This is a genomic window from Plantactinospora veratri, assembly GCF_036421995.1.
GTDB lineage: Bacteria > Actinomycetota > Actinomycetes > Mycobacteriales > Micromonosporaceae > Plantactinospora > Plantactinospora veratri.
In genome coordinates, this window is record NZ_JAZGQL010000042.1 from 24086 (window position 1) to 47719 (window position 23634).

Here is a 23634-nt window from a genome sequence, read left to right on the forward strand (position 1 = left end):
TAACGGCCCGTCCGGAATCCGGGGTCAGTCCGTCGGCGAATGGCTGCCGGCCCGAGGGGCGAGCCGGTTCAGTAGAGGCACGACGACGAAGCCGCCGACGGCGGCCACGAGCAGCGTGCCGACGCACATGGCGGCGAAGGAGCCCTCGGCCCAGATGCGGCTGCCCAGGACCCCGACCGCCATCGCGATCGAGCCGACCACGGCGACTCCGGCCAGTACGACGACCGGCCGGGAGCGGCTCGGGCTTCTTTGCGGCACACGACGACGATACGCCCGCCGATGCCCGCCGAAACAGGGCCTTTATGCCCCTCCTTGCCGACGGATACGGCAGGACAGCACGACGACGTACCCGGCCGGCGTCAGGTTGGCATGTTCCGCCGCGGGTCGGTGCGAGGTCAGCGGGCCGAGGCGGTCGCGCCGTGCTCGACGCAGACCGCCGCCCAGCCGGAGGGGAGCACCTGCACCTTCATCCTGCGCCGGCAGGCGGCACAGTAGCGCGGCGGCTCCAGCTCGCGGGCGGCCCGGCAGGCGTCATGGCTGCCGGTGCCGGCGGCCTCGCCGCACCGGTCGCACCAGTTGACCGTCTCCGTCGACATCGTCACAGTGTCGCCGAAAGCGCCTTGACCGGCATCTTCAGCTCGTCGAGCAGCGCCAGGTCGTCGCCGGCCGGCCGGCCGAGCGTGGTCAGGTAGTTGCCGACGATCACCGCGTTGATCCCGCCGAGCAGGCCGTCCCGGGTGCCGAGGTCGCCGAGGGTGATCTCGCGGCCGCCGGCGTACCGGAGGATGGTGCGCGGCATCGCCAGCCGGAACGCGGCGATGGCCCGCAGCGCGTCGCGCGGCGCGACCACCGGCTGGTCGCCCAGCGGGGTGCCCGGTCGGGGGTTGAGGAAGTTCAGCGGCACCTCGTGCGGGTCCAGCTCGGCGAGCTGCGCCGCGAACTCGGCACGCTGCTGCACGGTCTCACCCAACCCCAGGATGCCGCCGCAGCAGACCTCCATGCCGGAGGCGCGGACCATCCGCAGCGTCTCCCAGCGCTCCTCCCAGGAGTGCGTGCTCACCACGTTCGGGAAGAAGGAGCGGCAGGTCTCCAGGTTGTGGTTGTAGCGGTGCACGCCCATCTCGACCAGCTCGTCGACCTGGGCCTGGGTCAGCATCCCGAGCGAGGCGGCGACCTGGATGTCCACCTCGGCCCGGATCGCGGCGACGCCCTCGCGCATCTGCTTCATCAGCCGCTCGTCCGGGCCCCGGACGGCGGCGACGATGCAGAACTCGGTCGCCCCGGTGGCGGCGGTCTGCCTCGCCGCCTCGACCAGCGACGGGATGTCCAGCCAGACCGACCGGACCGGCGAGGCGAAGAGCCCGGACTGCGAGCAGAAGTGGCAGTCCTCCGGGCAGCCGCCGGTCTTCAGCGAGACGATCCCCTCGACCTCGACCTCCGGGCCGCACCAGCGCATCCGTACCTCGTGCGCGAGCTGGAGCGCCGCCGACAGGTGCTCGTCGGGCAGCCGCAGCACGGCGAGCACGCCGGCCTCGTCGAGACCGACACCACCGTCGAGCACCTGGCTACGGGCCCGGTCGAGGATTTCTGACATGGGTCGTACCCTACAAGCGGACCGTCCGTCGATGTGGGCCCACCCGGCGGGGCCAGCCCGGACGCCCGGTCGCCGCACCGCTGCCGGCCCGGCCGGCCCGGCGGGCGGCCGCAGACCGCGACGGGTGGTATTTTCGCCGGTCGGGGGCTGCCACGTGGGCGGCGCCGCGGACCCCGGTTGACCGGAGCCCGTGCGAGCCGACGCCGGGCGGGCCGGAGCCGCGGAACGTGCGGTGATCGGGTTTCCGACAGCGCCCGGGGGCGGACGCGGACCAGTGTGGGGGTGGCGGTGCCGAGCTGGCTGGAGGTGCTGGACCGGCGGGCGCGGCTGCGCGGCAAGGCCGGGCTCACCCGGCGGCTGCGGCCGAGGAGCGCCGCCGAGGACGTGGTCGACCTCGCCGGCAACGACTACCTCGGGTTGTCCGGGCACCCGGCGGTGGTCGCCGCCGCGACCGAGGCGCTGGCCGGGTACGGCCTCGGCGCCACCGGCTCCCGGCTGGTACGCGGCTCCACCGAGGCACACCACGCGCTGGAGTCCACCCTCGCCGACTGGCTCGGCACCGGGCGGGCACTGGTCTACTCCTCCGGCTACCTCGCCAACCTCGGCGCGGTCCGCGCCCTGGTCCAGCCCCGCACCCTGCTGCTCTCCGACGCACACAACCACGCCTCGCTGATCGACGGCTGCAAGCTCTCCGGTGCGGAGACCCGGGTCACCCCGCATCTGGACGTCGACGCCGTCGAGGCGGCCCTGGCCGGGGCACCGGGGCGGCCGGCGGTGCTGGTCACCGAGTCGGTCTTCTCGGTCGACGGCGACCTCGCCCCGCTCGCCGAGCTGCACGCGGTGGCCCGCCGGTACGGCGCACTGCTGCTGGTCGACGACGCGCACGCGCTCGGCGTACTCGGTCCGGCCGGGGCGGGCGCGGTGGCCGGCGCCGGACTGGCCGGCGAGCCGGACGTGGTGGTGACCGCGACCCTCTCCAAGTCGCTCGGCGGAGCCGGCGGGGTGGTCGCCGGCCCGGCCGAGCTGGTCCGGCACCTGATCGACACCGGTCGCACCTTCATCTACGACACCGCGCCGCCGCCGGCCGTGGTCGCCGGGGTGCTCGCCGCCGCCGGGCTGGCCCGGTCCGGCGACGCGCTCCGGGCCGAGCTGGCCGACCGGGCCGCCACGGTGGCCCGCCGGCTCGGTGCGGCCGGGCTGGAGGTCTCCGCCCCGGCCGCCGGGGTGGTCTCGGTGACCGCACCCGGCCCGGAGACGGCGGTGGCCTGGGCGGCCGACTGCCGGGACCGGGGCGTCGCGGTCGGCTGTTTCCGGCCGCCGTCGACCCCGGACAACCGCTCCCGGCTGCGGCTCACCATCAACGTCGGGATCGACCGGGCCGACTTCGACCGGGCCCTCGAAGTGATCGTGGAGTGTGCCCCGTGACCGGGATCGGGGGTGTGTGGTGAGCGACGTGGCGTGGCGGGGGCCGATCCTGGTGACCGGCACCGACACCGACGTGGGCAAGACGGTGGTCACCGCGGCGATCACCGCCGCGGCCCAGGCCGCCGGCCTGCGGGTCGCGGTCATCAAGCCCGGCCAGACCGGTACGGCGACCGGGGCGGAACCGGACGTCGACACGGTGAACCGGCTGGCGGCGCCGATGACCGCGCGCACCCTGGTCAGCTATCCCGATCCGCTGGCGCCGCTCGCGGCGGCCCGGGTCGCCCAGGCCGAGCCGCTGGAGCTGTACGCGGTCGCCGACGAGATCAGGGCCGACGCGGACAAGCACGACCTCGTCCTGGTCGAGGGGGCGGGCGGGCTGCTGGTCCCGATGGGGTTGCGCCCGTCCGGCGAGGCGTGGACGCTAGCCGACCTGGCGGTGTCGATCGGCGCCCCGGCGGTGGTGGTCACCCGGGCCGGGCTCGGCACGCTGAACCACACCGCGCTCACCCTGGAGGCGCTGGACCGGCGAGCGGTGCCCTGCGGTGTGGTGCTCGGGGCCTGGCCGGCCGAACCGGAGCTGGTGCACTGGGCCAACCTGCGCGACCTGGTCCCCAACATGGTGGGGGCGCTGCCGGACGGGGCCGGCACGCTCGAACCAGGCGTGTTCCGCCGCTCCGCACCGGGCTGGCTCACCCCGGCCCTGTACGGCGTACTCGACGACTGGCGGGCCTGGGCCGAAGAGGTCAGCTGACGGACCGCCGCCGACGCCGGGGGCCGCACAGGGCCCGGCCGGTTCCTGACTTTCGGCAGTAACCGGCCGGTGGCGCGGCTTGTAACCTGGCCGGGTGATGGCCCGGCTCCGCGACGTACGGTGGTGGCGCGGCCTGCTGCCGCCCGCCGGCTGGCGGGCAGCGCCGGTCGGCGCGCCGCGAGCCGCTGGTGCGGTGGCGCCGGGCCGCCGCGACCGTCTCCTCGACCTGGTGCTCTGGGTCGTGATCTCGGCACCGATCGCGATCGCGCTGCTCACCCCGCCGAACTCCTCCTGGTTTCTCGGCCGGCTGGCCGGTTCGCTGCTGCTGACCGGGCTCGCCGTGCTGGCCAGCCGGTGGGCGCCGCTGCTCGGCCTGCTGCTGGTGGTGTTGCCGACCGCCGGGGACGGCAATTTCATGTTCGGGATTCCGGTGCTGAGCTATCTGGTCGGGCTGCGCGAGCGCAGCTCCGGCCCGGCCGCGCTCGTCTTCGCCGGGCTCGGGCTCGGCGGCACGATCCTCAACCTCGGACTGCTCGGTACCGATGCCGAGGTCTGGTTCCTGCTCGCCAGCACGCTGCTGTTCGGCGGGGTCTTCCCGTGGCTGGTGGGCCGCTACCACCGGCAGCACCGGGCGCTGGTGCTGGCCGGCTGGGAGCAGGCCGACCTGTTGGAGCGGGAGCAGCGCGGTGCCGCCGAACGGGTCCGGATGCGGGAGCGGGCCCGGATCGCCCAGGACATGCACGACTCGCTCGGCCACGACCTGAGCCTGATCGCGCTGCGGGCGGGCGCCCTGGAGGTGGCGGCGGACCTGGACGAACGGCACCGGCGGGCCGCCGGTGAGCTGCGGGCCAGCGTGGCGCTCGCCACCGACCGGCTCCGCCAGGTCATCGGCGTGCTCCGGGACGACGCCGAGCCGGCGCCGACCCGGCCGCCGGGGGAGCAGGTCGACGACATCGTGGCCCGGGCCCGGGCCGCCGGGATGGCGGTACGCCTGGTGGTCGAGGGGGAGCCTCCGGCGGCCGCGCCGGGTGCCGCCGGGCCGCCGATGGTGGAGCGGGCGGTCTGTTCGGTGGTGCAGGAGGCGCTGACCAACGCGACCCGGCACGCGCCCGGGGCCGCCGTCACGGTGGCGGTGTGCCGGGGCGTCGACCGGACCACGGTGCGGGTCGGCAACGACCGGCCACCGGCGGGACCGCTGCCCGGGATCCGGGGTGTCGGGTCCGGCCTGGTGGGGCTCCGCGAGCGGGTACGCCTGGCCGGCGGCACCCTGCGCGCCGGCCCGGCCGGCGGCGGCTTCGAGGTGTACGCCGAGCTGCCGGCCGTACCCCCGGCGGAGGCCGGAGACGGCGGACCGGCCGAGGCCGGGCATCCGGCGGGACCGTCCGAGCCGGGGTACCAGGGTCGGTTGCCGGTGGAGGACGTCGGGGTACCGCTCGGCGGGCCGGCCGTGGTGGCCACCGCGCACCGGCTGCGGTCGGCCCGGCGGCGGGTCCGGCGCAGTCTGCTGGCCGCGGTGACCGTACCGGTCGCGATCGGCGCCCTGCTGGTGCTCGCCTACTACCCGATCGCCACCTTCGGCGCGGTGCTGGACTCGGACCGCTACGAGCAGCTCCGGATGGGTCAGGACCGGGCCGAGCTGCGCGACCTGCTGCCGGACCGGCAGGTCGTCGCGCCGGCCGGTGCCGCCGAACGGCCGCTGCCGAGCGGCGCCACCTGCGAGTTCTACTCCGACGGCGCCTTCCCGTTCGGCAGCCAGGCGGTCTACCAGGTCTGCTTCCTGCACGGGCGCCTGGTGGTCAAGGACCGCCTCGGCGGTTGACCCCGCCCGCCCGTCCCGCCGGCACCGCGCCAACCGCCCGTGCCGGCCCGTCACGAGTTGAGGAGCACGAGTGATCCCCGTCCTGCTGGCCGACGACGAGGCGATGATCAGAGCCGGCGTCCGGGCGATCCTCGCCGCCGACCCGGAGATCGAGGTGGTCGCCGAGGCCGTCGACGGACGCGACGCGGTGGAGCTGGTCCGGGCCCACCGGCCCCGGGTGGCGCTGCTGGACATCCGGATGCCCCGGCTCGACGGGCTCGCCGCCGGAGCGGAGATCCGCCGGCTGGTACCGGAGACCGCGGTGGTGATGCTGACCACGTTCGGCGAGGACGACTACATCGCCCGGGCGCTCGGCGAGGGGATGAGCGGCTTCCTGCTCAAGTCCGGCGATCCTCGGGAACTGATCGCCGGGGTGCGCGCGGTGGCGGACGGTGCGGCGTACCTGTCGCCGGAGGTGGCGCGGCGGGTGATCGAACTCGGCGGCGGGCTGCTGGCCCGGGCACCGGCGGCCCGGGAACGGATCGAGGGGCTGACCGAGCGGGAACGCGAGGTGCTGGCGCTGGTCGGTGCCGGGCTCTCCAACGCCGAGATCGGCCGGCGGCTCTTCCTGGTCGAGGGGACGGTGAAGAGCTATCTGAGCAGCATCTTCACCCGGCTCGGGGTACGCAACCGGGTGCAGGCGGCGATCATCGCGTACGAGGCGGGGCTGACGGACTGAGCCGTACGGTGGGACCCTCCCCGGACAGCGGAGGGTCCCACCGGGTTCAGGCGTCCCGGCGACGCAGTACGGCGAGCCCGGCCAGCAGGGCCGCGACCGCCCAGCCGATGAGGATCAGCAGGCCGGCCACCGCCGGGTAACTCTCCGACTCGCCGCGCAGGAAGTGCAGTCCGGCGCTGCCGGGCAGCGCGTCGGCGATCGCGTTGAGCGGCCCGAGGTCGGGCAGTCGCAGCGTGGCCGGCACGACAGCGAGCAGCAGGAAGACCGTGACCAGGGTGCCGACTGCACTGCGCAGCGCGGCGCCGAGGCCGAGGGTGAAGACGGCGATCAGCGCCAGGTACCCGGCCAGCCCGAGTACGTCCCCGACGCTCTCGGCCGGCTCGAACCGGCCCCACTCGCCGAGTACCGGGGCGGCGACGGCGGCACCGAGCACGCCGAGCAGGACGCCGGTGCCGAGGGTGACCCCGGCGACCACGGTGGTCTTGGCCAGCAGCAGCCGGGACCGGGACGGAATCCACTGGAGCGTGGTCCGGATCGTGCCGTTGGCGTACTCGCTGGTGATGACGAGCAGGGCGAGTGCGATCACCGCGAACTGGGTCAGCTCGACGGCGTCGACCGCGATCCGCCCGACCGCCAGTACGCCCCGGTCGTTGACCGGGTCGTCGTCGGTGTTGCCGTTGGCGACGTAGATGGCGAGTTGCCCGGCGGTGGCGGCCATCAGCAACGCGCTGGAGAGCAGGCACCACCAGACCGACCGCACCGACCAGAGTTTCGTCCACTCGCTGGCGACCGCGCCCGGGAGTCCACCGCCGGACGGCGCTCGCCCGGAATCGCGGCGGTCGGTGCGGGGGAGCGGGCGGTCCATGCGGGGGAGGGAGCTGCTCATCGTGCCTCTTTCCGATCGGCGGCCCCGGACCGGAGGTCCGGGGCGGGTGAGCCGCCGGCCCGGTCGCCGGGGGCGGCGGTCCGGGCAGCGGTGGCGGTGGCCGGCGGCGGGGCGGCGAACTCCAGGGCACCGCCGGTGAGTTCGAGGTAGGCCTGTTCGAGGGAGGCCTCCCGGGTGTTCAGCCCGTGCAGGCGTACCCCGAGGTCGTGTGCCAGGTCACCGACCTGGGCGACGCTGCTGCCGGTGACCAGGAGTTCGTCGTCGCCGACCCGTTCGACGGTGGCCTGCCGGTCGAGCAGCCCGGCCCGGAGCCGGGCCAGCGCGGCCGGTTCGGGGCTGACCACCCGGACGGCGGTCCGCGAACTGCCCGCGATCACCTCGGTGATGGGCGCGTCGGCGAGCAGTCGGCCCCGGCCGATCACCACGAGCTGGTCGGCGGTGAGCTGGACCTCGCTCATCAGGTGGCTGGAGACGAAGACCGTACGCCCCTGTGCGGCCAGGGACCGCATGAGTTCGCGGATCCAGCGCACCCCGTCCGGGTCCAGCCCGTTCACCGGCTCGTCGAAGATCAACACGCCTGGATCGCCGAGCAGTGCACCGGCGATGCCCAGCCGCTGGCCCATGCCGAGCGACAGGGTGCCGGCCCGCTTACCGGCCACCTCGGTCAGCCCCACGGTGCCGAGGACCTCGTCGACCCGGCGTACCGGAATGCCGTTGCTGCGGGCCATCGCGGTCAGGTGGGATCGCGCGGTCCGGCCGGGATGCACCGCCCGGGCGTCGAGCAGTGCGCCGACCTCCCGCAACGGGTGCCGGAAGCTGCGGTACGGCCGGCCGCCGACCAGCGCGGTGCCGGCGTCCGGCCGGTCCAGGCCGAGGATCATCCGGATCGTGGTGGACTTGCCGGCGCCGTTCGGCCCGAGGAATCCGGTGACCCGGCCCGGCGTGATCGACAGGGAGAGCCGGTCGACCGCCGTGGTCGCGCCGAAGCGCTTGGTCAGTTCGGTTAACGTGATCATGGGTCCTTCCGGTGTTCGCAGCGGTTCGGCAGCGACGGTAGGAATCCGGACGGCGGTCACACAGCGGACGATCGACGGTCGGTGGGGCTGACTTTCGTCAGGAGGTGCCGGCTGGTGCTCGGCGCCGGCACCCCGGCCGGGCGACGTAGGCTGGGTGCCGTCCGGGCAGCCGTCGGTGCTGGAGGTCCTTCGTCATGCAGCAGGTCGAGGCGGATTCCTCGATGTCCGAAGCGGGCCGGGTGACCGGTTCCGTCCGCTGGTACCCCTGGGTGCTCACCCTGGCGGTCGTGATCGTGCTGGTGGACCAGATCACGAAGTACCTGGCCGTGGCCGCGCTCTCCGACGGCGGCGTCGTACCGGTCCTCGGCGACCTGCTCAGCCTGCGACTGCTCTACAACCCGGGCGCGGCGTTCTCGATCGGCACCGGCGTCACCTGGATCTTCACCATCGTCGCGGCCGTCGCGGTGGCGGCGATCACCCGGGCTGCCTGGAAGGTCCGCAGCCGGGCCTGGGCGCTCGCCCTCGGCCTGGTGCTGGGTGGTGCCACCACCCACCTGCTGGACCGGCTCTTCCGGGAGCCCGGGTTCGCCCGGGGGCACGTCGTCGACTTCATCGACTACGCCGGCTTCTTCGTCGGCAACGTCGCCGACATCTGCCTGGTGGTCGGCGGCGCGCTGATCGTCCTGCTATACCTGCGCGGCGTCGACATCGACGGCCGCCGCGACCGGGCCTGACCCGGCCGGGCGGAGCCGGGCCAGCCCGAGCACGGTGCCGAGCCCGGCGACGGCCATCAGCACCATCGCCCAGGCGATCGCCGTCGGACCGGCCACCCCGACCGCCAGCCCGATCGCCGGCGGCAGGGCGATGCCACCGGCCATCGACACCGCGACGACGGTCGGGGTCAGCCCGGGACGGTACTCGGCGAGCCAGGCCAGCCCGGTGGGGAAGAGTGGTCCGACCGCGGCCCCGAGCAGCGCGTACCCGACCGGTGCGACCGGGTCGACCAGGGTGGCCGCCGCGGCCAGCACGGTCAGCCCGGTGCAGCCGAAGACGATGACCCGGGCCGGGTAGCGGCGGCAGAGCGGAACCACCGCGAAACGCGCGGCGGTGAAGGCCAGCCAGAACCCGGAGGTGGCGGTCGCGGCCGCCGCCGCCGACCAGCCGGTCGCGATCAGGTGGGTGGTCTCCCAGCCGGCGGCGCCGGTCTCCAGCCCGACGTGCAGCACGAAGAAGAGCAGGAATCCCAGCGACAGCGCGGTGCCGACCGGGAACGCCGGCCGCCGTGCGCCGCTGCGGGCGACGGGGTTGGTGGCGTCCGCCGTACCGGCCGGGCGGCGGGTCGTGGTGCGGCCCCCGTCGGCGGATCGGGCCGGGTCGGCGGGCTGGCCCCGGTGGGCAGGGCGGACCGGGCCGGCGAGGGTACGCAGGGCCGGCAGGGCGAGGAGGGCGAGCAGGGCGCAGCCGGCGAACGCCCAGCCGTAGCCGGGCAACAGCCCGACGGCGATCGGTCCGGCGACCGCGCCGGCACCGAAACAGCCGTGCAGCAGGTTGAGCATGCCGTGGCCGCCCTCGGCGTACACCTCGGTGAAGACCTGGTTGACGCCGCCGTCCAGGCCGCCGAATCCGACGCCCGCGACGAAGGCGGCGAGCAGGGCGTACGGCCAGTCCGGGGCGAGCGGGAAGGCCAGGGCGCCCACCGCGACCCCGACCAGCGACCAGGCCAGGAAGCGCCCGTCCGGCACCCCGAACCGGCGGGCCACCGGCATCGCCAGTACCCCGATGATCGCGCCCGCGAAGTGCACGCTGAGCGCGGTCGCCGCCCCGGCGGCGGTGATCCCGTGTGCCTGGCGCAGCTGCGGGATGGCCGGGCCGTAGAGCGCCTGCTGGAGGCCGATCATCGCGAAGGCGGCGACCGCGCCGAGCACCGCCAGCCGGCGCAGCCGGGGTGGCGTGGCGGGCCGGGTCAGACTGCTGCTCATGCCAGCACCACCGTCAGGCCCGCGTCGCGTAGCGCCGCCACCTGTTCCGGGTCGGCCCGGTCGTCGGTGACGAGGACGTCGGCGAGCTGCACCGGCCCGATCCGGGCGAAGGTGGCCCGGCCGAGCTTGGTCGAGTCGGCCACCACCACCCGGCGGCGGGAGGCGCCGATGGCGGCCCGTTTGACGCGTACGTCGTCGAGGTTGAAGTCGGTCAGTCCGGTCCCCGGGTCGGCGCCGCCGACGGAGAGTACGAAGGTGTCGAACCGCAGCTCTTCGAAGATCCGCTCGGCGAGCGGGCCGACGAAGCAGTGCTCGCCGGCCCGGATGTCGCCACCGGCGGCGATGAGCCGGATCCCGGGTTCGTCGGCGAGTGCGGTGCTGGCCGGGACGCTCAGCGCGCAGACGGTGAGCTGCCGGCGCCCGCGCAGCGCCCGGGCGGTGGCCAGTGCGGTCGTACCGGCGTCGACCACCACGGTCTCGTTGGCGCCGATCAGCTCGGCGGCGGCGGCGCCGATCCGGGCCTTGGCGTCGGCGTGCTGCCGGACCCGGACCGCGAACGGCGGCTCGTAGCTGCCCGAGACGGTGCTGACCGCGCCGCCGTGCACCCGCTGGAGCAGACCCTCGCGTTCGAGCAGCTCCAGGTCGCGGCGGATGGTCATCTCGGAGACGCCGGCCCGGCTGGTCAACTCGGCGACCGTCACCCGGCCGGAGGTCAGCAACATCTCGACGATCGCCTGGTGCCGTTCCTGCGCAGACATGTGTTTGAGTAAAACACTTGGATTGTTCGAATACCAAGATTTTCTGTTCGAGTGGGGCACCTCCGGTTCGTCAGCCGCGCGCGACGACCAGCGCGTCCGGCATCCGGAACGAGAGGTTGTCCGGACACCAGGGCGCCCGGAGCACGGTCACGTCGGCGAGCAGCGGCGCCGTCTCGGCCACCACCACCGCCGCCTCCATCCGGGAGAGCTGGGCGCCGACGCAGCGGTGCGCCCCGGCCCCGAACGCCAGGTGCCGGCGCGAGCCGCGCTGCCCGGGTACGAACGCCTCCGGCGCGGCGACCACCGCCGGGTCGCGGCCGGCGCGGGCCAGCCAGAGCACCAGGCTGGCCCCCTCCGGTACCCGGGTACCCGCCAACTCGGTGTCCCGGGCGGCGACCCGGCGCCAGGTGACGATCGGCGGCTCCAGCCGCAGCCCCTCCTCGACCACGTCCTCGACCCGCACCGTGCCGGCACGCACTCCGGCGACCACCCCTGGGGTGCCGGTGAGCCGGTGCAGCAGCAGGGTGAGGAACTGCGAGGTCGTCTCCTGGCCGGCGACCAGCAGGAAGAAGAGCGCCCCGATGACGACGTCCGGCGGATGCCCGGCGGCGCGCAGCACACCGGCCAGCCCGGCTCCGGTGCTGGCGAACTCCCGCAGTACGGCGTGGAACCGGCCCACCACCTCGGCCAGTACCCGCTGTCGCGCCGGATCGACCGGTGCCCAGAACAGTTCCAGGGCGGCCCGGGTGAACTCCTTGACCACCCCGGCCGGCGCCTGTGGCAGCTCGACCAGCCGGGCCAGTACCAGCAGGGGCAGGTCGGCCGCGAGGTCCGCGTACAGGTCGACGGGCTCACCGGCGTGCAGCGCGGCGCCGAGCCGGCCGACCCGCTCCCGCACGACGGCGGTCAGCCACGGCCGCTGGGCGGCGACCCGGTCCGGATGCAGCGCCTCCGCCACGATGCCCCGGATCTCCGGATGACTCGGACCGCCGTTGTTGGCCAGCGTGGCGGGCAACCGGAAGCCGTGCCGGGCCATAATCCGGAGCGCACCGACCGGGATCGGGGTCATCGCGTCCAGCGCGTTGTCCGGGCGGAACGTCTCGGGGTCGGCGAGCACCTGGCGGACCAGGGCGTGCCGGGTCACCACCAGGTGCTCGACCCCGACATGGTCCGGCACGACGACCACGTCCGGCCACGACCGCTCGACCGGTTGCCAACTACGGAACAGCACCCGACCACGCTAGCCAGTACGGCCGGCGCGGCCGGTGTCGCCGGTCGCCGGGGTGACCTTCGTCAGTTCCCAGACCCGGCTGTGCTTGACCCGGACGCTCTCCAGGGCAACCGTGACCGGGATGTCGTAGCCGGCCAGCGGCGCGAACCGCCCCCGGGGCAGGTACGCCCGTTCCGGGTCGCCGACCAGCACCCGGGCGCCGGCCCGGGCCGCCCGGATCAGGAACCGGAGCACCCGGTTCGCCATAGCCTGGCTGTAGAAGACGTCACCGGCCAGCACCACCTGGGCGTCGCCGGCGTCGCCGTCCAGGACGTCGCCGAGTTCGCCGGCCACCACCACCCCGTTGGCCTCGGCGTTCACCTGCACGGCGGCCAGCGCCATCGGGTCGATGTCGACGGCCCGGACCTGCGTGGCGCCGGCCCGGGCGGCGGCGATCGCCACCAGCCCGGAGCCGGAGGCCAGGTCCAGCACCCGCCGGCCGGCGACCGTCTCCGGATGGTCGAGCAGATAGCGGGCCAGCGCCTGGCCGCCGGCCCAGGCGAAGGCCCAGAACGGTGGCGGCTGCTCGCTGCGGAACTCGCCCTCGGTCAGCTCCCAGAGGCCGATCGGCTCGGCCGCCTGGTGCAGCCGGATCTCCGGCACCGCCGACACCGGGCTCAGTTGGGCGTAGGTTCGGACGAACTCCGCCGGGCTCTCGGACACAACCGCCGATTCTGCCGGTCAGCCCGCCGGGCGTCCCGGCCGGCCCCGGTACCCCGCACCCGGGCGTGTCGCGACGAGGTGGTAACCGGTTCAGTACTGCGCGTCAAAATCGCCCTCTTCATTACTGGATGGTGCTGATACGCCACTCTTCCGCCCATCCACCGGTACCCATAGCGTCGATCCGTACGTAATCGGCGCGGAATGGGTGGTGGTTACGGTGTGGCGGCTCGCGACCCGGTTCGGGTCCACGCTGGTCTGCGCGACGGCGGGCTGGGCGATGCTGCCGGCCGCTCCGGCCGGCGCGGCGCCCGGCTTCGACACCGCGCTGACCCGGCTGCCCGGCCAGTTCGTCGCCGGCGCCGGAGCCGAGACCGTCACCGCGGTGGTCTCCACCACCCTCGACGGCGACTGCCGCAAGGTCCGCTGGTCGCTGGTGCTGCGGGCGGACGGCTTGCGGCTCGACCAGATCGGGATCGACCGGATCGAGGAGCCCGGGGTGGTCCCGACCGACGTCCGGGGCGAGGGCGGCGCGGCCCGGATCACCGACCGGGACCTGGACCCGGGCACGCTGTGCCGGAACCGGACGGTCACCGCCCAGTACCGGCTCGCCGTCGACGAGGCAGTCACGGACGGGCGGATCGAACTCACGGTCGAGGCGTTCGACGCCCAGTCCCGGCTGCTCGACCGGACCAGCGCCACCCGCGAGGTGGTCAGCGAGCGGGGTGGACCACCGCGCCGGCGTTCGCCGGCACCCGCCACACCGGAGCGGAACCGGCCCACCCCGACCGAGGCGGCGCCGAGCCCGACCGAGCCGGTCGAGCCGGAGCCGACCGAGTCGGTGGAGGGCGACTCCCCGGTACTCGCGGAGGGGCCGGACGGGGCCGCCGGGTCCGACGGGGGCGGCTCGGGCGGCGGCGAGGCCAGTGCCACCGCCGGCCGGGGCGGGACCGGGCTGACCGAGATCGGGTTCGGGGTCGGCGCCCTGCTGCTCTTCCTCGGTGCCGGCCTGCTGCTCCGGCTGCGCTCCCGAGACCGGCTCGCGGAGGCGGCGCCGCTGCCCGCACCGGCCCGCCGGGGTCGCCCGGCCGCCGCCCGACGCGGCCACCGGGAGGCGGCACGCCGACGCACCGGAGCCGCCCACCACTACCCCGACTGGTGACCCGACGGGACACCCGGATCCGGCCGCTGAGGCGACCGAGCACGTGAAACGGCCCCGCCCGATCCTGACCGCGATCGGACGGGGCCGTGCCGTTCTCCCCGACTACCTGCCGAACGCCTGGAACTCGGCGATCCGGACCTGGCTGCGGGCCGGGCTGGCGGTGGTGCAGTCGGTGCTGGTCGCCGGGTCGTTGTCCTGCTCACCGGCGTACTCCGGGCCGCCGGTGCACTGGCTGTGCAGGACCTGGATCCGCAGGTGCGTGGCGACCGTGCGCGGGATGTCGAACGAGCGCAGGTTGAGGTCCCGCGAGTACGCCCGGTACTTCCCGCCCGGGAAGGCGTCCGGCCGGCTGGTGTACACCTTCCGGTAGTTGGCGTCCACGGTGCAGTCGACCCGGCTGGCGTCGCAGGCCAGTACGGCGAAGGAGCGCAGCGCCGACAGCGCGTTCTGGCTGCTCGGGTCGGCCGGGTCGGCGGCGTTCGTCGGCCGGAGGTAGGCGCTGACGTTCACCCGGCGTACGGTCTGCGGCCGGTCACCGGCGAGGTCGACGGTGACCTGCCGGTCGGCCACCCCGTCCAGGGAGGCCCAGTTGGTCGCCTCGGCGTCGTCGACCAGCTTGTCGGCGTTGACCCCGTCCCCGGCCACGGTCGCGCCGGAGGCGGCCGAGGCGAGGTTGCGGGCCAGTTCCAGTTCCAGTTCGACCGGCCGGTCGCCGTGCCGGCCCCACCCGGACCTGAACTCCCGGCTGAACCGGCTGTGCCCGAAGCCCGGGGCGACCGCCAGGAACGAGAACTTCGTACCGGCGATCACCTCGAAGGTGTCCGGCAGCGGGGTGGCCGGGTCGGTGTCCGCGACCGGGACGGCCCGGGCCTCGTACGCGCCGACGTAGAGCCGGATCGGCGCGCCCCTGCTCTCGCCGTCGGCCGCCAGCCGCACGGTGACGTTGCGGGCGTGCGGCGAGGCGAAGCTCGGGGTCGGGTCGGTGTCGGCGGCGCCGTTGGTGGCGGCGTCCCGGCCCATCCCGGAGACGGCGAAGGCGTCCCAGATGATGTCCTGGTTGGCCCCGCCGAACCGGAGCCGGTCCGCGGCGAGCAGGTTGTCCCGCATGTCCAGCATGCTGACCGAACTGGCCGCCTGGAGCAGGTACGAGTCGAAGACGAGCTGCGTCCAGCGCCGGTTGCCGGGGCACTTCTCCACCGCCACCCGGCCGATCGCGCAGTCGAGCTGCCTCGCCGGCGTGCCCTGGCCGTACCGCTTGAGCAGGGCGGAGCGGACCCGGAAGTTGGTCGCGCTCCAGATCTCGCCGTCGGCGTGCACTGCCGGGCCGGCGGTGTTGTAGCCGATGTCGGAGTAGTTCAGCGGGCTGCGGCTGAAGTCGTGGTTCCGGATGCCGCTGACGGTGTTGCCGGTGACGTAGCCGCCGGTGATGAACGGCGTCTCGCCCGGTGCCCGCAGGTTGTGCTGGAAGAGGTATTCCGCGCCCATCAGGTCACCCCAGGACTCGCCCATCGCGCCGCCCTGGTGGCCGCTGATGCCGCTGTTCGGGCCGGCGATCATCCGGTTGGTGACCGCGTGCATGTACTCGTGCCCGATCACGGTCATGTCGTAGTCGCCGTCCACGCAGGGCGGGTACGGACCACCGGCGGCGGGCTGCCAGAGGTACATGTTGGTGGTCGGCGGGAGGCCGTCGCGCGGGCTGTTCTGGTTGGCGTTGTTCCGGTTGCCGCTGCGGGCACCCTGCTGGGCGCGGCCCTGCTCGGCGTCGCCGCCGAGGCCGTCGGCGGTGAGGTTGACCGCCTGGAGGTTCCAGGCCGCCTCGTCGAAGCCGAGCCGGTAGGTCCAGTCGTGCATCCGGTTGTGCATCGCGAAGAGGTTCGCGATCGCCGCGTCCGCGTCGTTGCGGTGCTGGGCCGCGAAGACCGCCGGATCGCACTTCGAGGTCTTCCACGGGTCGGTGAAGGGATAGACGTAGTCCCGGGTCGGGCTCTCGGTCAGCGGTACGGCGGGGGTGTCGCCGCCCCAGGAGACCACGGTGTTGGCCGAGTTGCCCCGGGCGGTGAAGGTCGGCTCTCCGGTGGTCAGGTCGACGTCCCAGGCCTGCCCGCTGTTCGGGTCCCGAACCGGGCGCTCGCAGCCGCGCTCCACCGTCAGGCACCAGAGCACCCGGGAGTCCCGGCCGGGCCCGGTCCGGCTGGGTGGAGTGGCCGGGAAGACGGCCCACTTCGGGTTGTCGGAGTCGAAGTCGACCAGGTCCTCCCGGACCAGCACGCTGCTGCGCTCGGCGTCGACGAAGGTGGTGAATGCGGTCGGGTGGTCGGTGCGGTCGGAGATCAGGGTGACCTCCCAGGCGGCCCGGGGCGCGGCGTCCGGCATCGGTACGGCGACCTGTCGGACGTCCCGGCTGGCCACCTGGTCGGCGGTCAGGCCGGCGTCGGCGAGCGCGACCGCGTACGCCTGGTCGGCGGTGACGGTGACCGGCTGGGGGGTTCCGGTGTGTCGGGAGAGCGAGGAGCTGACGTTGATCACGTTGCCGCCGGTGACGGCGATGCTGACCAGCCCGTCGTACCCGGCGGGCAGGTCGCCGAAGCGCTGCCGCAGGGTCACCACGGCGCCGGTGCCGATCCGCCGGACCAGCAGCTTCTCCAGGCTGGCCACGGTCGCGGCGTCCAGGCCGAACAGTTCGCTGTTGCGGGTCAGGTACTGCCGTGCGGCCGTCTCCGGGTCGGCGTCCAGCCCGGTGGCGAGCGGACCGTCGGTGGCGGTCAGCGCGTGCGGGGTGCCCAGCGCGTTCCACCGGACCGCACCGGCGACCTGGTTGGCCAGGCCGCGCTGCCGGGCGTTCGGGGCGGCCGAGCCGGCCCGGTTGTCCAGGTCCCGGTGGGCGTGGCTGCCGCCGTACGACTCCGGGTGCTCTGCCGGCTGGGGCTGACCGACGGGGTCGTCGGCGGGTGCCGCGTTGGCGGTGGTGGCGCCGGGCAGCAGGGCGGCGGCCAGCACGGCCGCCATCAGCGCGGGCAGCCCGCGCCGACCGGTCCAGAGTGTCGATCTCCACCGGGCATGTGGCAAGGGGTCCTCCTTGACGAGGTACGGCGAAGTCGACCGGTCAGGTCGGCTCGCGGGTACGGGAGTTGGATCATGGGCAGGTGTAGATACGTGGATATCAGTGCCTGCGGGGGGAAGCAAGGATCGGTCGGGTACCGGGCAGGGGCTAGGTCCCGTTCGTATAACGGTTCGGCGCGGCCGGTCCGTTTTCCGGCGTTCTCGCAGGTCCGGCCGGTCTTCGTTGCGGCGGTGTCTCTTGACAAGCGGCCCGCGTCACACCTAGCGTCCGGATCTGTTGGATCGTTTCATTGCCGTACCGCACGACCTGCCACCGCAACTACCGCCCCCGCGACCCGGCCCATGTCGAGAGGGAGGATCTACCGCTGCCCGCCCAGGCATCCCTGCGCCCGCTCAGGCAAGCGGTTTCCTGCCCCGACGTACCGCACCACCGCCGCCGGTCGCCCTTGGGAAGGAGAATGTCCATGGTGCACACCCGACGGGTCCGCCGAGCCGCGAGGGCCGCAGCCCTCGCCGCGGCGGCCCTGCTCGTCCTGCCGCTGGCCGCCTGTGGTGGTGGTGACGACGCCTCGGACGGCCCGGTCACCCTCGACTTCACCTGGTGGGGCAACGAAGACCGGGCCAAGGTGACCGAGCAGGCCATCGACCTGTTCGAGAAGAAGTACCCGAACATCAAGGTGAACACCTCGTTCGGCGCCTTCGACGCGTACTTCCAGAAGCTCTCCACCCAGATCGCCGGTGGCGACGCGCCGGACGTGGTGCAGATGGACCGCGCCTACCTGCGGGAGTACGCCGACCGCAACGCGCTGCGCGACCTCACCGAGTACATCGAGGACGACACCCTGAAGGTCGGGGACATCACCAAGACGCTGCTGCCGGCCGGCAAGGTCGGCGACGCGACGTACGCGGTGCCGATCGCCCAGAACACCCAGGGTGTGGTCTACGACCCGGCCCTCTGGCAGAAGGCCGGCGTGGCCGCGCCGACCCCCGAGTGGACCTGGGCCGACATGCAGGCCGCCGGGCAGAAGCTGAGCCAGTCCAGCGGCGGCAAGGTGGCCGGCTTCGGCGACTTCGGCTTCGCCATCGACTGGTTCGACATCTGGCTGCGCCAGCGGGACAAGGCCATCTACACCGACGACGGCAAGCTCGGCTTCACCGAGGCGGAGCTGGCCCAGTTCTGGACGATGACCGGCCAGATGCGCTCGGTCGGCGCGCTGGCGCCCCCGGCGCTGACCACCCAGCTCGACGGCTCGATCACGAACTCCTCGCTGATCAAGAAGGGCGTCACCGCCGAGGTCAACTACGACTCCGGCTTCACCGGCATGGTCAGCGCGTACGGCGCGCCGCTGGCCATCGCGCCGATGCCGAGCGACACCCCGAAGCGGGGGATGATCGCGGCGATGTCCATGGCCTACAGCGTCGCCCAGCGCAGCGAGCACCCGAAGGAGGCGGCGATGCTGGTCGACTTCCTGGTCAACGACGTCGAGGCCGGCAAGGTGCTGGCGGTCTCCCGGGGCATGCCGGCCAACGCCAAGGTGCGGGACGCGATCGCGCCGAGCCTGGCCCCGAACGACAAGCTGGTCTACGAGTTCGAGCAGTCGGTCGTCGACAAGCTGCTGCCGACCCCGCCGCCGCAGCCCAAGGGCGGCGGTGCGGTGAAGGCCGAGTTCCAGCGGATCTACGACGAGGTCATCTTCGGCCGGATCCCGGTCGCCGAGGGTGCCAAGCGGGTCATCGACGAGGCCAAGAGCCAACTCGGCTGATACCCGCGACAGTCACCCGGGTGCCCCCGTCCCGACCGGGACGGGGGCACCTTCCGCATTTCCGGCCCGCCGCAGCGCCGGAGACCCGGGCCGCCGACCCGGCCATCCGGCCGGCCACCCGGGCGTCTGCGGAACCACGGCCCGCCCGACCGCGCCCCTGGGTCAGGGACCGGGCTGCACCGCGAACGCGTGCGCCGGGGCCGGCGGCAGCGGCCCGACCGACAGCACCGGGCCGTCCGGGCCGGTGCCGACCCGGGGCTCCGCCGCCGCCCGGCCGACCACCCGGAGCCGGGCCCCGGGCGGCAACGACAGTCCGGGTACGCCGAACTCGGGCCCCGGATCGCCGAGCACGATGAGATAGCCGACGTCGCCGCGCCGGGTGAACCGGACCGGTACGCCGCTGCTGGTGACCGCCGCCGGCACGGGCCAGGGTCGGGTGCCGTGGATCGCCTCGCCGTGGTCGGCCAGCCACCGCCCCAGCTCGTGCAGCACCGCGCGCTGCGCGGCCGGCACGACGCCCCGGTCGTCCGGGGTGATCCCGAGCAGCAGGTTGCCGTTCCGGCTCACCACGTCGGCGAGCAGGTGCACCAGCTCGGTGCCGGAGAGCAGGTGCTCCGCCGTCTCCTGCCGGTTCCAGCCGAAGGAGAGGCCGAGCGCCCGGACCGTCTCCCATGGTGCCGGATCGATCTCCGACCGGATGCCGTACTCCGGGGTGCGCACGTCGGCGGCGTCCCGGGAGAAGCGGTCGTTGACCACCCCGTCCGGTACCGCCGCGTAGTACTCCGCGACCAGCCCCTCCGCGTCGCCGGCCGACGGATAACCGATGTCGTTCCAGAGCACGCTCGGCCGGTACCGGTCGATCAGCTCGCGCCAGTGCGCGTCCACGTACCGGGCGTACCCGGGGGAGTCGGGGACGCTCGCCGCCACGTCGACCATCCGGCGGATCGGCAGGTTGCCGAAGGTCCAGTCCAGGCCGCCGGAGTAGTAGAGGCCGTAGCGCAGGCCCCGGTCGCGCACCGCCGCGCCGAGTTCGCCGATCACGTCCCGTCCGGTCTGCCAGTCCGGCAGGTGCGGGTTGGGGTGTGCGGAGGGCCAGAGCAGGTAACCGTCGTGGTGCTTGCCGGTCGGTACCACGTACCGGGCGCCGGCCGCCGCGCAGAGCTCGGCCCAGGGCGCCGGGTCCCAGTCCCGGACCGCCGCGACGAACTCGGTGCGGAAGTCGGCGTAGGGCCGGTCGCCGTACACCCGCCGGTGGTACGCCCGGGTCGGGCCGTCCAGCAGGTAGGTGTTCTGGTACCACTCGGCGTAGGAGTGCCGGGCCAGCGGATCCGAGCGCCGTACCGCCTCGGCGGAGTCGTCCGGGGTGGAGTCGTCCGGGCCGGTGCGGCCGGCGCCGAGCAGGCGTACCACCTCGTCGTCCAGCGGCGCCCAGCCGGGGACGGAGTAGAGACCCCAGTGGATCATGATGCCGAACTTGGCGTCCCGGTACCAGGCCGGGGTCTCCCGCTCCGGGCGCACGTCAGTCGATCTCCAGCCGGATCGCGTCGTACGCCGCCTCGTTGCCCAGCTCCGGCGGGGTGTCCTCGTTGATCGCCAGAGTGATCTCGTTGCCGGTCCGGCGCAGCGCGCCCGCGTCGAACCGGAACTCCCGCCGGTAGTGCCGGCCGCCGCAGGCGCTGCGGTAGGTGGCGCCCCGGGCGTCGTCCGGCGCGAAGGTCCAGACCAGCCGCAGGTCGTTGACGTGGATCGTCAGGTTGCTCGGCACCGGCGGTACGTCCCGGGCGGTGTCCATCGCCCAGGCGGCGAGCGCGACGGTCAGCGTGGCGGTCGCGCCGGGCCGCACCGCGCGGTCGAGGTCGAACCGGATCCGCCAGGGCGGCACCGGCTCCCCGTCGACCCGCTGGAACTGGAGGTAGTTCCAGTCGTCGTCGCCGCTGCGCCCGACGGTGTAGACCACCCCGTCCGGGAAGTCGGCCTTGAAGAACCGTGCCGTGCCCCACTGCCGGAACTCGTCGCCACGGCGGAACTCCGCCGAGGTGCGGTCGGGGTTGCCGAGCTGGAAGACCGTCCGGCCGTTGCGGGGCGGCTCCCAGCGCAGCTCGCCGAGGTCGATCCGGCCGCCCGCCGGCACCGTCACGTCGTCCCGGACGAACTCGCCCCAGGTGCCGGGCCGGTAGACGGTGAGCCGGTACGTCCCCGGCCGCACCTCGGGCAGCCGGAACACGCCGCCCGGGTTCACCTCCGTCCAGTACGCGTAGCCGAGCGCGGTGCGCTGGAAGTCCAGCCGGTTGTCCGAGAGCACCGCCACCGCGCCACGGGGGTGCGGCTGGCCGTCGAGCCGGATCCGGCCGTGCACGGTGCACCGCTGGGCGCTCGGCGTCCAGCCCGGCAGCGCCACCCGGTCGTAGAAGTCCCGGTGCGCGTCGAAGCGGGCGTAGCGCAGCGCCTCGGCACGCATCCGGACCGGGTCGTCGCCCTGGCTCAGGTAGACGAAGTACGGCCCGTACGTCTTCTCCCACGCCTGGCCGGCGGCCACCCGTACCGGTGGCGAACCGTAGTGCGTCGCCTGCGGCTCGACCAGCAGCACCGGCCGACTGGTGGTCTGGTGCAGGGTCAGGTCCTGCCGGACCGGTCCGCCGCAGAACGCCTCCCGGTTCGGCTGGACCGCCCAGATGCCGTACCCGTTGCCGTAGAGGCCGTGCACCACGTGGTCCTTGAGGTAGGTGGCCCAGTCGTACTTGGTGTAGTAGCGCCGGGGGTAGGCCGAGCCGAGGCCGGCGAGATCGTGGGTGGCGTCCATCACCACCGGGGCGGCGGCCAGTTCGGCCGGGGTGGGCATCCGGGCCGCCCCCGCCCGCCAGGGTTGCCCGATCGGGTCGTCCTCGACCGAGACGTGCGTGAACAGCTCCGGGTCCAGGTAGCAGACGTACCGGTGCTGGTCGGAGCGGAAGCCGTGCAGCTCGGGCGGGTGCTGGAAGACGGTGGCCAGGTGGATGCCAGGCTCGCCGGCCCGGACGATGTGGTGCCGCTCCAGCCAGAACGGACCGCCGTTGGTCGGGCTGTACCGGAAGGCGATGTCGACGAAGTCGTCCCCGCGCCGGATCTCGTACGTGTTCTGCGCCGGCGGCAGCGGCAGCGGTTCGCCCTCCATCGCGTTGTTCATGTCGTAGTTGCCGCGTCCGCCCGTGCCGAGCAACTCCTGGCCGTGCAGGCGCAGCGAGGTCAGCCGGCTGGCGCTGGTCTTGCTGACGGCGATCCGGACCGGGCCGTTGTCGACGACGATCTCGGTGTCGGTCTCGACGACCTCGCAGGTCGGCGACGCCTCGCCGGGGGGCGCGCCGAGGGCCGTGGCCGTGCCGCCGGTTCCGGCGCCGATCCCGGCACCGAGGGCGGTCGCGGCGCTGATCCGATGGAAGTCCCTGCGTGCGAGCACGTCGTCTCCTCCCCGATCAGGAGCATCGGATGTCTGTCCACGATGTCCGAGCGCCGAAACTCGGCCGGTACGGCGGTTCGTCCCGACGCCAACCCGTGGTTGAAACGAATCAATCGAGGTACGACGCTATTGCGCTACCGCGACGCCTGTCAAGGCAGCTCGCGCAGACATCCGATGTCACGGGTGTCGTGTGTCGCCCGTGGACCGGTGGGAGTAGAAAAGCCGAAGGCGGTGCCCGGACCAGCCGCTTTCTGGTCCGGGCACCGCCTTCTTCGTGCGGGTACGACTCAGAGGACGCCGTCGGTGAGCAGGTCGGTGGTGCCACCGAGGTCCGCGGCGCCGCCGACCAGCCCGGTCACGCTGCCCAGGGTGCCGTCGACCGCCCCGGTGACCCCGACGCTCCCGGTCAGGTCGGTCACCCCACCGACGGTGTCGGTGACGCCGTCGAGGCCGACGCTGCCGAGCGTCCCGTCGACGGTGCCGGTGACCCCACCGACCGTGCCGGTGACGCTGTCCACGGTGCCGTCCAGGTCCGCCACGCCGCCCAGGTCGGTCACGCTGCCCAGGTCGGTCACGCTGCCCAGGTCGGCGACGCTGCCCAGGTCGGTGATGGTGCCCAGGTCGGCGACGTTGGTCAGGTCGGTGATGCTGGTCAGGTCCGTCACGCCGCCCAGGTCGCCGGAGCCGACCAGGCCGGTGGTGCCGGCGACGGTGGAGGTCACGGTGGTCGCGGCGAAGTCGGCGGTGCCGAGCACCCCGTCGACGGTGTCCACCCCGCCCGCGGCGCCCAGCACCGACGAGTCGAGGGTGTCGGCCAGGTCGTGCACGCCGGACAGGTCCACGTTCAGGCCGCTGTCCAGGCCCAGCACCGGCAGGGCGGAGCCGACGCCGACCTCCAGGCCGTTCGGGTCCACGCTCACGGAGCCCAGGCCGGCCACGTCGACGTCGGCAGCGGTGGTGTAGACCCCGGCGGTGAACTGGTTGGCGACGGTCTGCACCTGGCCGACGACGCTGGTCGGGCTGAGGCTGAGCGAGCCGAGGCCCAGGCTCTCCACCGCGCCGAGGTCGGTCAGGCCCTGCAGCGGTACGGTGTCGACGACCAGCGGGAGGACGTCCGCGACATCACCGGGAACCACGTCGCAGAGCCCGACGCTCTCCAGCGTGCCGGTCGGGTCGAGCTCGTACGCCGCACGCAGGTCCACGTCGGTGAGCAGGTTGACCACGAACTCGTGCAGGGTCTGGGTGGTTTCCACGGCGGGAGTCGCCTCGGGGGCGGGGGCCGGGGCCGGGGCGGGGGCCGGAGCCGGAGCGGGGGTCTCCACGGTCGGTGCCGATTCCAC

At 73.9% G+C, this 23634-nt stretch carries 20 protein-coding genes; 7 read left to right on the forward strand and 13 right to left on the reverse strand.

What is annotated here, in order from left to right:
• Positions 1–24: 24 nt before the first annotated feature.
• From V1634_RS35070 to bioB, 3 genes are all read right to left on the reverse strand, one after another.
• Positions 25–258: a hypothetical protein gene (locus V1634_RS35070; protein ID WP_331211923.1), complete on the reverse strand. Its 234-nt coding sequence runs from the start codon at positions 256–258 to the stop codon at positions 25–27.
• Between the two features lie 137 nt (positions 259–395).
• Positions 396–596: a biotin synthase auxiliary protein BsaP gene (bsaP, locus tag V1634_RS35075; RefSeq protein ID WP_331211924.1), complete on the reverse strand. Its 201-nt coding sequence runs from the start codon at positions 594–596 to the stop codon at positions 396–398.
• A 2-nt stretch (positions 597–598) separates the two neighbouring features.
• A complete protein-coding gene (bioB, locus tag V1634_RS35080) occupies positions 599–1594 on the reverse strand; it encodes a biotin synthase BioB (RefSeq protein ID WP_331211925.1) in 996 nt (331 codons plus the stop codon).
• A 288-nt stretch (positions 1595–1882) separates the two neighbouring features.
• Here bioB and V1634_RS35085 point away from each other — a divergent pair, with 288 nt between their 5' ends.
• From V1634_RS35085 to V1634_RS35100, 4 genes are all read left to right on the forward strand, one after another.
• The gene (locus V1634_RS35085; RefSeq protein WP_331211926.1) at positions 1883–3019 is read left to right on the forward strand and encodes an 8-amino-7-oxononanoate synthase; all 1137 of its coding nucleotides are present in this window, start codon (positions 1883–1885) and stop codon (positions 3017–3019) included.
• Between the two features lie 46 nt (positions 3020–3065).
• Positions 3066–3770, forward strand: coding sequence for a dethiobiotin synthase (gene bioD, locus V1634_RS35090; RefSeq protein WP_331211979.1), 705 nt, complete (start codon positions 3066–3068; stop codon positions 3768–3770).
• Positions 3771–3867: 97 nt separating this feature from the next.
• The gene (locus tag V1634_RS35095) at positions 3868–5589 is read left to right on the forward strand and encodes a sensor histidine kinase (protein WP_331211980.1); all 1722 of its coding nucleotides are present in this window, start codon (positions 3868–3870) and stop codon (positions 5587–5589) included.
• A gap of 103 nt (positions 5590–5692) precedes the next feature.
• Positions 5693–6307: a response regulator gene (locus V1634_RS35100; RefSeq protein ID WP_407951915.1), complete on the forward strand. Its 615-nt coding sequence runs from the start codon at positions 5693–5695 to the stop codon at positions 6305–6307.
• 46 nt (positions 6308–6353) lie between these two features.
• On the opposite strand, the gene V1634_RS35105 is transcribed toward V1634_RS35100, so the two are convergent.
• Both V1634_RS35105 and V1634_RS35110 read right to left on the reverse strand, forming a co-directional pair.
• Positions 6354–7193: an ABC transporter permease gene (locus V1634_RS35105; RefSeq protein ID WP_331211928.1), complete on the reverse strand. Its 840-nt coding sequence runs from the start codon at positions 7191–7193 to the stop codon at positions 6354–6356.
• On the reverse strand, positions 7190–8209 hold the full coding sequence (locus V1634_RS35110) for an ABC transporter ATP-binding protein (RefSeq protein WP_331211929.1): 1020 nt from the start codon (positions 8207–8209) through the stop codon (positions 7190–7192). The genes V1634_RS35105 and V1634_RS35110 overlap by 4 nt, the downstream gene beginning before the upstream one ends.
• Before the next feature lie 221 nt (positions 8210–8430).
• Between V1634_RS35110 and V1634_RS35115 the strand changes: the two genes are divergently transcribed.
• Positions 8431–8943, forward strand: a complete 513-nt coding sequence (locus V1634_RS35115; RefSeq protein WP_331211930.1) for a signal peptidase II — start codon at positions 8431–8433, stop codon at positions 8941–8943.
• Here the strand turns inward: V1634_RS35115 and V1634_RS35120 are convergent.
• The 4 genes from V1634_RS35120 to V1634_RS35135 form a co-directional block, all read right to left on the reverse strand.
• Positions 8896–10188 carry an MFS transporter gene (locus V1634_RS35120; protein WP_331211931.1) on the reverse strand — a complete coding sequence of 431 codons (1293 nt, stop codon included), beginning with the start codon at positions 10186–10188 and terminating at the stop codon, positions 8896–8898. The genes V1634_RS35115 and V1634_RS35120 overlap by 48 nt on opposite strands.
• On the reverse strand, positions 10185–10946 hold the full coding sequence (locus V1634_RS35125; protein WP_331211932.1) for a DeoR/GlpR family DNA-binding transcription regulator: 762 nt from the start codon (positions 10944–10946) through the stop codon (positions 10185–10187). The genes V1634_RS35120 and V1634_RS35125 overlap by 4 nt, the downstream gene beginning before the upstream one ends.
• Positions 10947–11016: 70 nt before the next feature.
• Positions 11017–12177 carry a cytochrome P450 gene (locus tag V1634_RS35130; protein WP_331211933.1) on the reverse strand — a complete coding sequence of 387 codons (1161 nt, stop codon included), beginning with the start codon at positions 12175–12177 and terminating at the stop codon, positions 11017–11019.
• 9 nt (positions 12178–12186) lie between these two features.
• Entirely contained in the window at positions 12187–12879 is a 693-nt protein-coding gene (locus V1634_RS35135) for a class I SAM-dependent methyltransferase (protein WP_331211934.1), read from the reverse strand.
• Between the two features lie 208 nt (positions 12880–13087).
• Between V1634_RS35135 and V1634_RS35140 the strand changes: the two genes are divergently transcribed.
• Entirely contained in the window at positions 13088–14038 is a 951-nt protein-coding gene (locus V1634_RS35140; protein WP_331211935.1) for a hypothetical protein, read from the forward strand.
• Between the two features lie 102 nt (positions 14039–14140).
• Here the strand turns inward: V1634_RS35140 and V1634_RS35145 are convergent, their stop codons facing one another.
• Positions 14141–17104, reverse strand: a complete 2964-nt coding sequence (locus V1634_RS35145) for a M36 family metallopeptidase (RefSeq protein WP_331211936.1) — start codon at positions 17102–17104, stop codon at positions 14141–14143.
• 458 nt (positions 17105–17562) lie between these two features.
• Between V1634_RS35145 and V1634_RS35150 the strand changes: the two genes are divergently transcribed.
• On the forward strand, positions 17563–18861 hold the full coding sequence (locus V1634_RS35150; RefSeq protein WP_331211937.1) for an ABC transporter substrate-binding protein: 1299 nt from the start codon (positions 17563–17565) through the stop codon (positions 18859–18861).
• A gap of 162 nt (positions 18862–19023) precedes the next feature.
• Here the strand turns inward: V1634_RS35150 and V1634_RS35155 are convergent, their stop codons facing one another.
• The 3 genes from V1634_RS35155 to V1634_RS35165 all read right to left on the reverse strand — a co-directional run bounded on the left by V1634_RS35155 (position 19024) and on the right by V1634_RS35165 (position 23547).
• Positions 19024–20379 carry an alpha-L-fucosidase gene (locus V1634_RS35155; protein ID WP_331211938.1) on the reverse strand — a complete coding sequence of 452 codons (1356 nt, stop codon included), beginning with the start codon at positions 20377–20379 and terminating at the stop codon, positions 19024–19026.
• A 1-nt stretch (position 20380) separates the two neighbouring features.
• A complete protein-coding gene (locus V1634_RS35160) occupies positions 20381–22294 on the reverse strand; it encodes a polysaccharide lyase family protein (protein WP_331211939.1) in 1914 nt (637 codons plus the stop codon).
• A 287-nt stretch (positions 22295–22581) separates the two neighbouring features.
• Entirely contained in the window at positions 22582–23547 is a 966-nt protein-coding gene (locus V1634_RS35165; RefSeq protein WP_331211940.1) for an IniB N-terminal domain-containing protein, read from the reverse strand.
• Between the last annotated feature and the right edge of the window lie 87 nt (positions 23548–23634).

What these genes read in the sequence shown, in the direction of transcription:
- bsaP (WP_331211924.1), bottom strand. Translation starts at nt 596, where the DNA reads ATGTCGACGGAGACGGTCAACTGGTGCGACCGGTGCGGCGAGGCCGCC.
- bioB (WP_331211925.1), bottom strand. Translation starts at nt 1,594, where the DNA reads ATGTCAGAAATCCTCGACCGGGCCCGTAGCCAGGTGCTCGACGGTGGT.
- V1634_RS35095 (WP_331211980.1), top strand. Translation starts at nt 3,868, where the DNA reads ATGGCCCGGCTCCGCGACGTACGGTGGTGGCGCGGCCTGCTGCCGCCC.
- V1634_RS35100 (WP_407951915.1), top strand. Translation starts at nt 5,693, where the DNA reads ATGATCAGAGCCGGCGTCCGGGCGATCCTCGCCGCCGACCCGGAGATC.
- V1634_RS35105 (WP_331211928.1), bottom strand. Translation starts at nt 7,193, where the DNA reads ATGAGCAGCTCCCTCCCCCGCATGGACCGCCCGCTCCCCCGCACCGAC.
- V1634_RS35110 (WP_331211929.1), bottom strand. Translation starts at nt 8,209, where the DNA reads ATGATCACGTTAACCGAACTGACCAAGCGCTTCGGCGCGACCACGGCG.
- V1634_RS35115 (WP_331211930.1), top strand. Translation starts at nt 8,431, where the DNA reads ATGTCCGAAGCGGGCCGGGTGACCGGTTCCGTCCGCTGGTACCCCTGG.
- V1634_RS35120 (WP_331211931.1), bottom strand. Translation starts at nt 10,188, where the DNA reads ATGAGCAGCAGTCTGACCCGGCCCGCCACGCCACCCCGGCTGCGCCGG.
- V1634_RS35125 (WP_331211932.1), bottom strand. Translation starts at nt 10,946, where the DNA reads ATGTCTGCGCAGGAACGGCACCAGGCGATCGTCGAGATGTTGCTGACC.
- V1634_RS35150 (WP_331211937.1), top strand. Translation starts at nt 17,563, where the DNA reads ATGGTGCACACCCGACGGGTCCGCCGAGCCGCGAGGGCCGCAGCCCTC.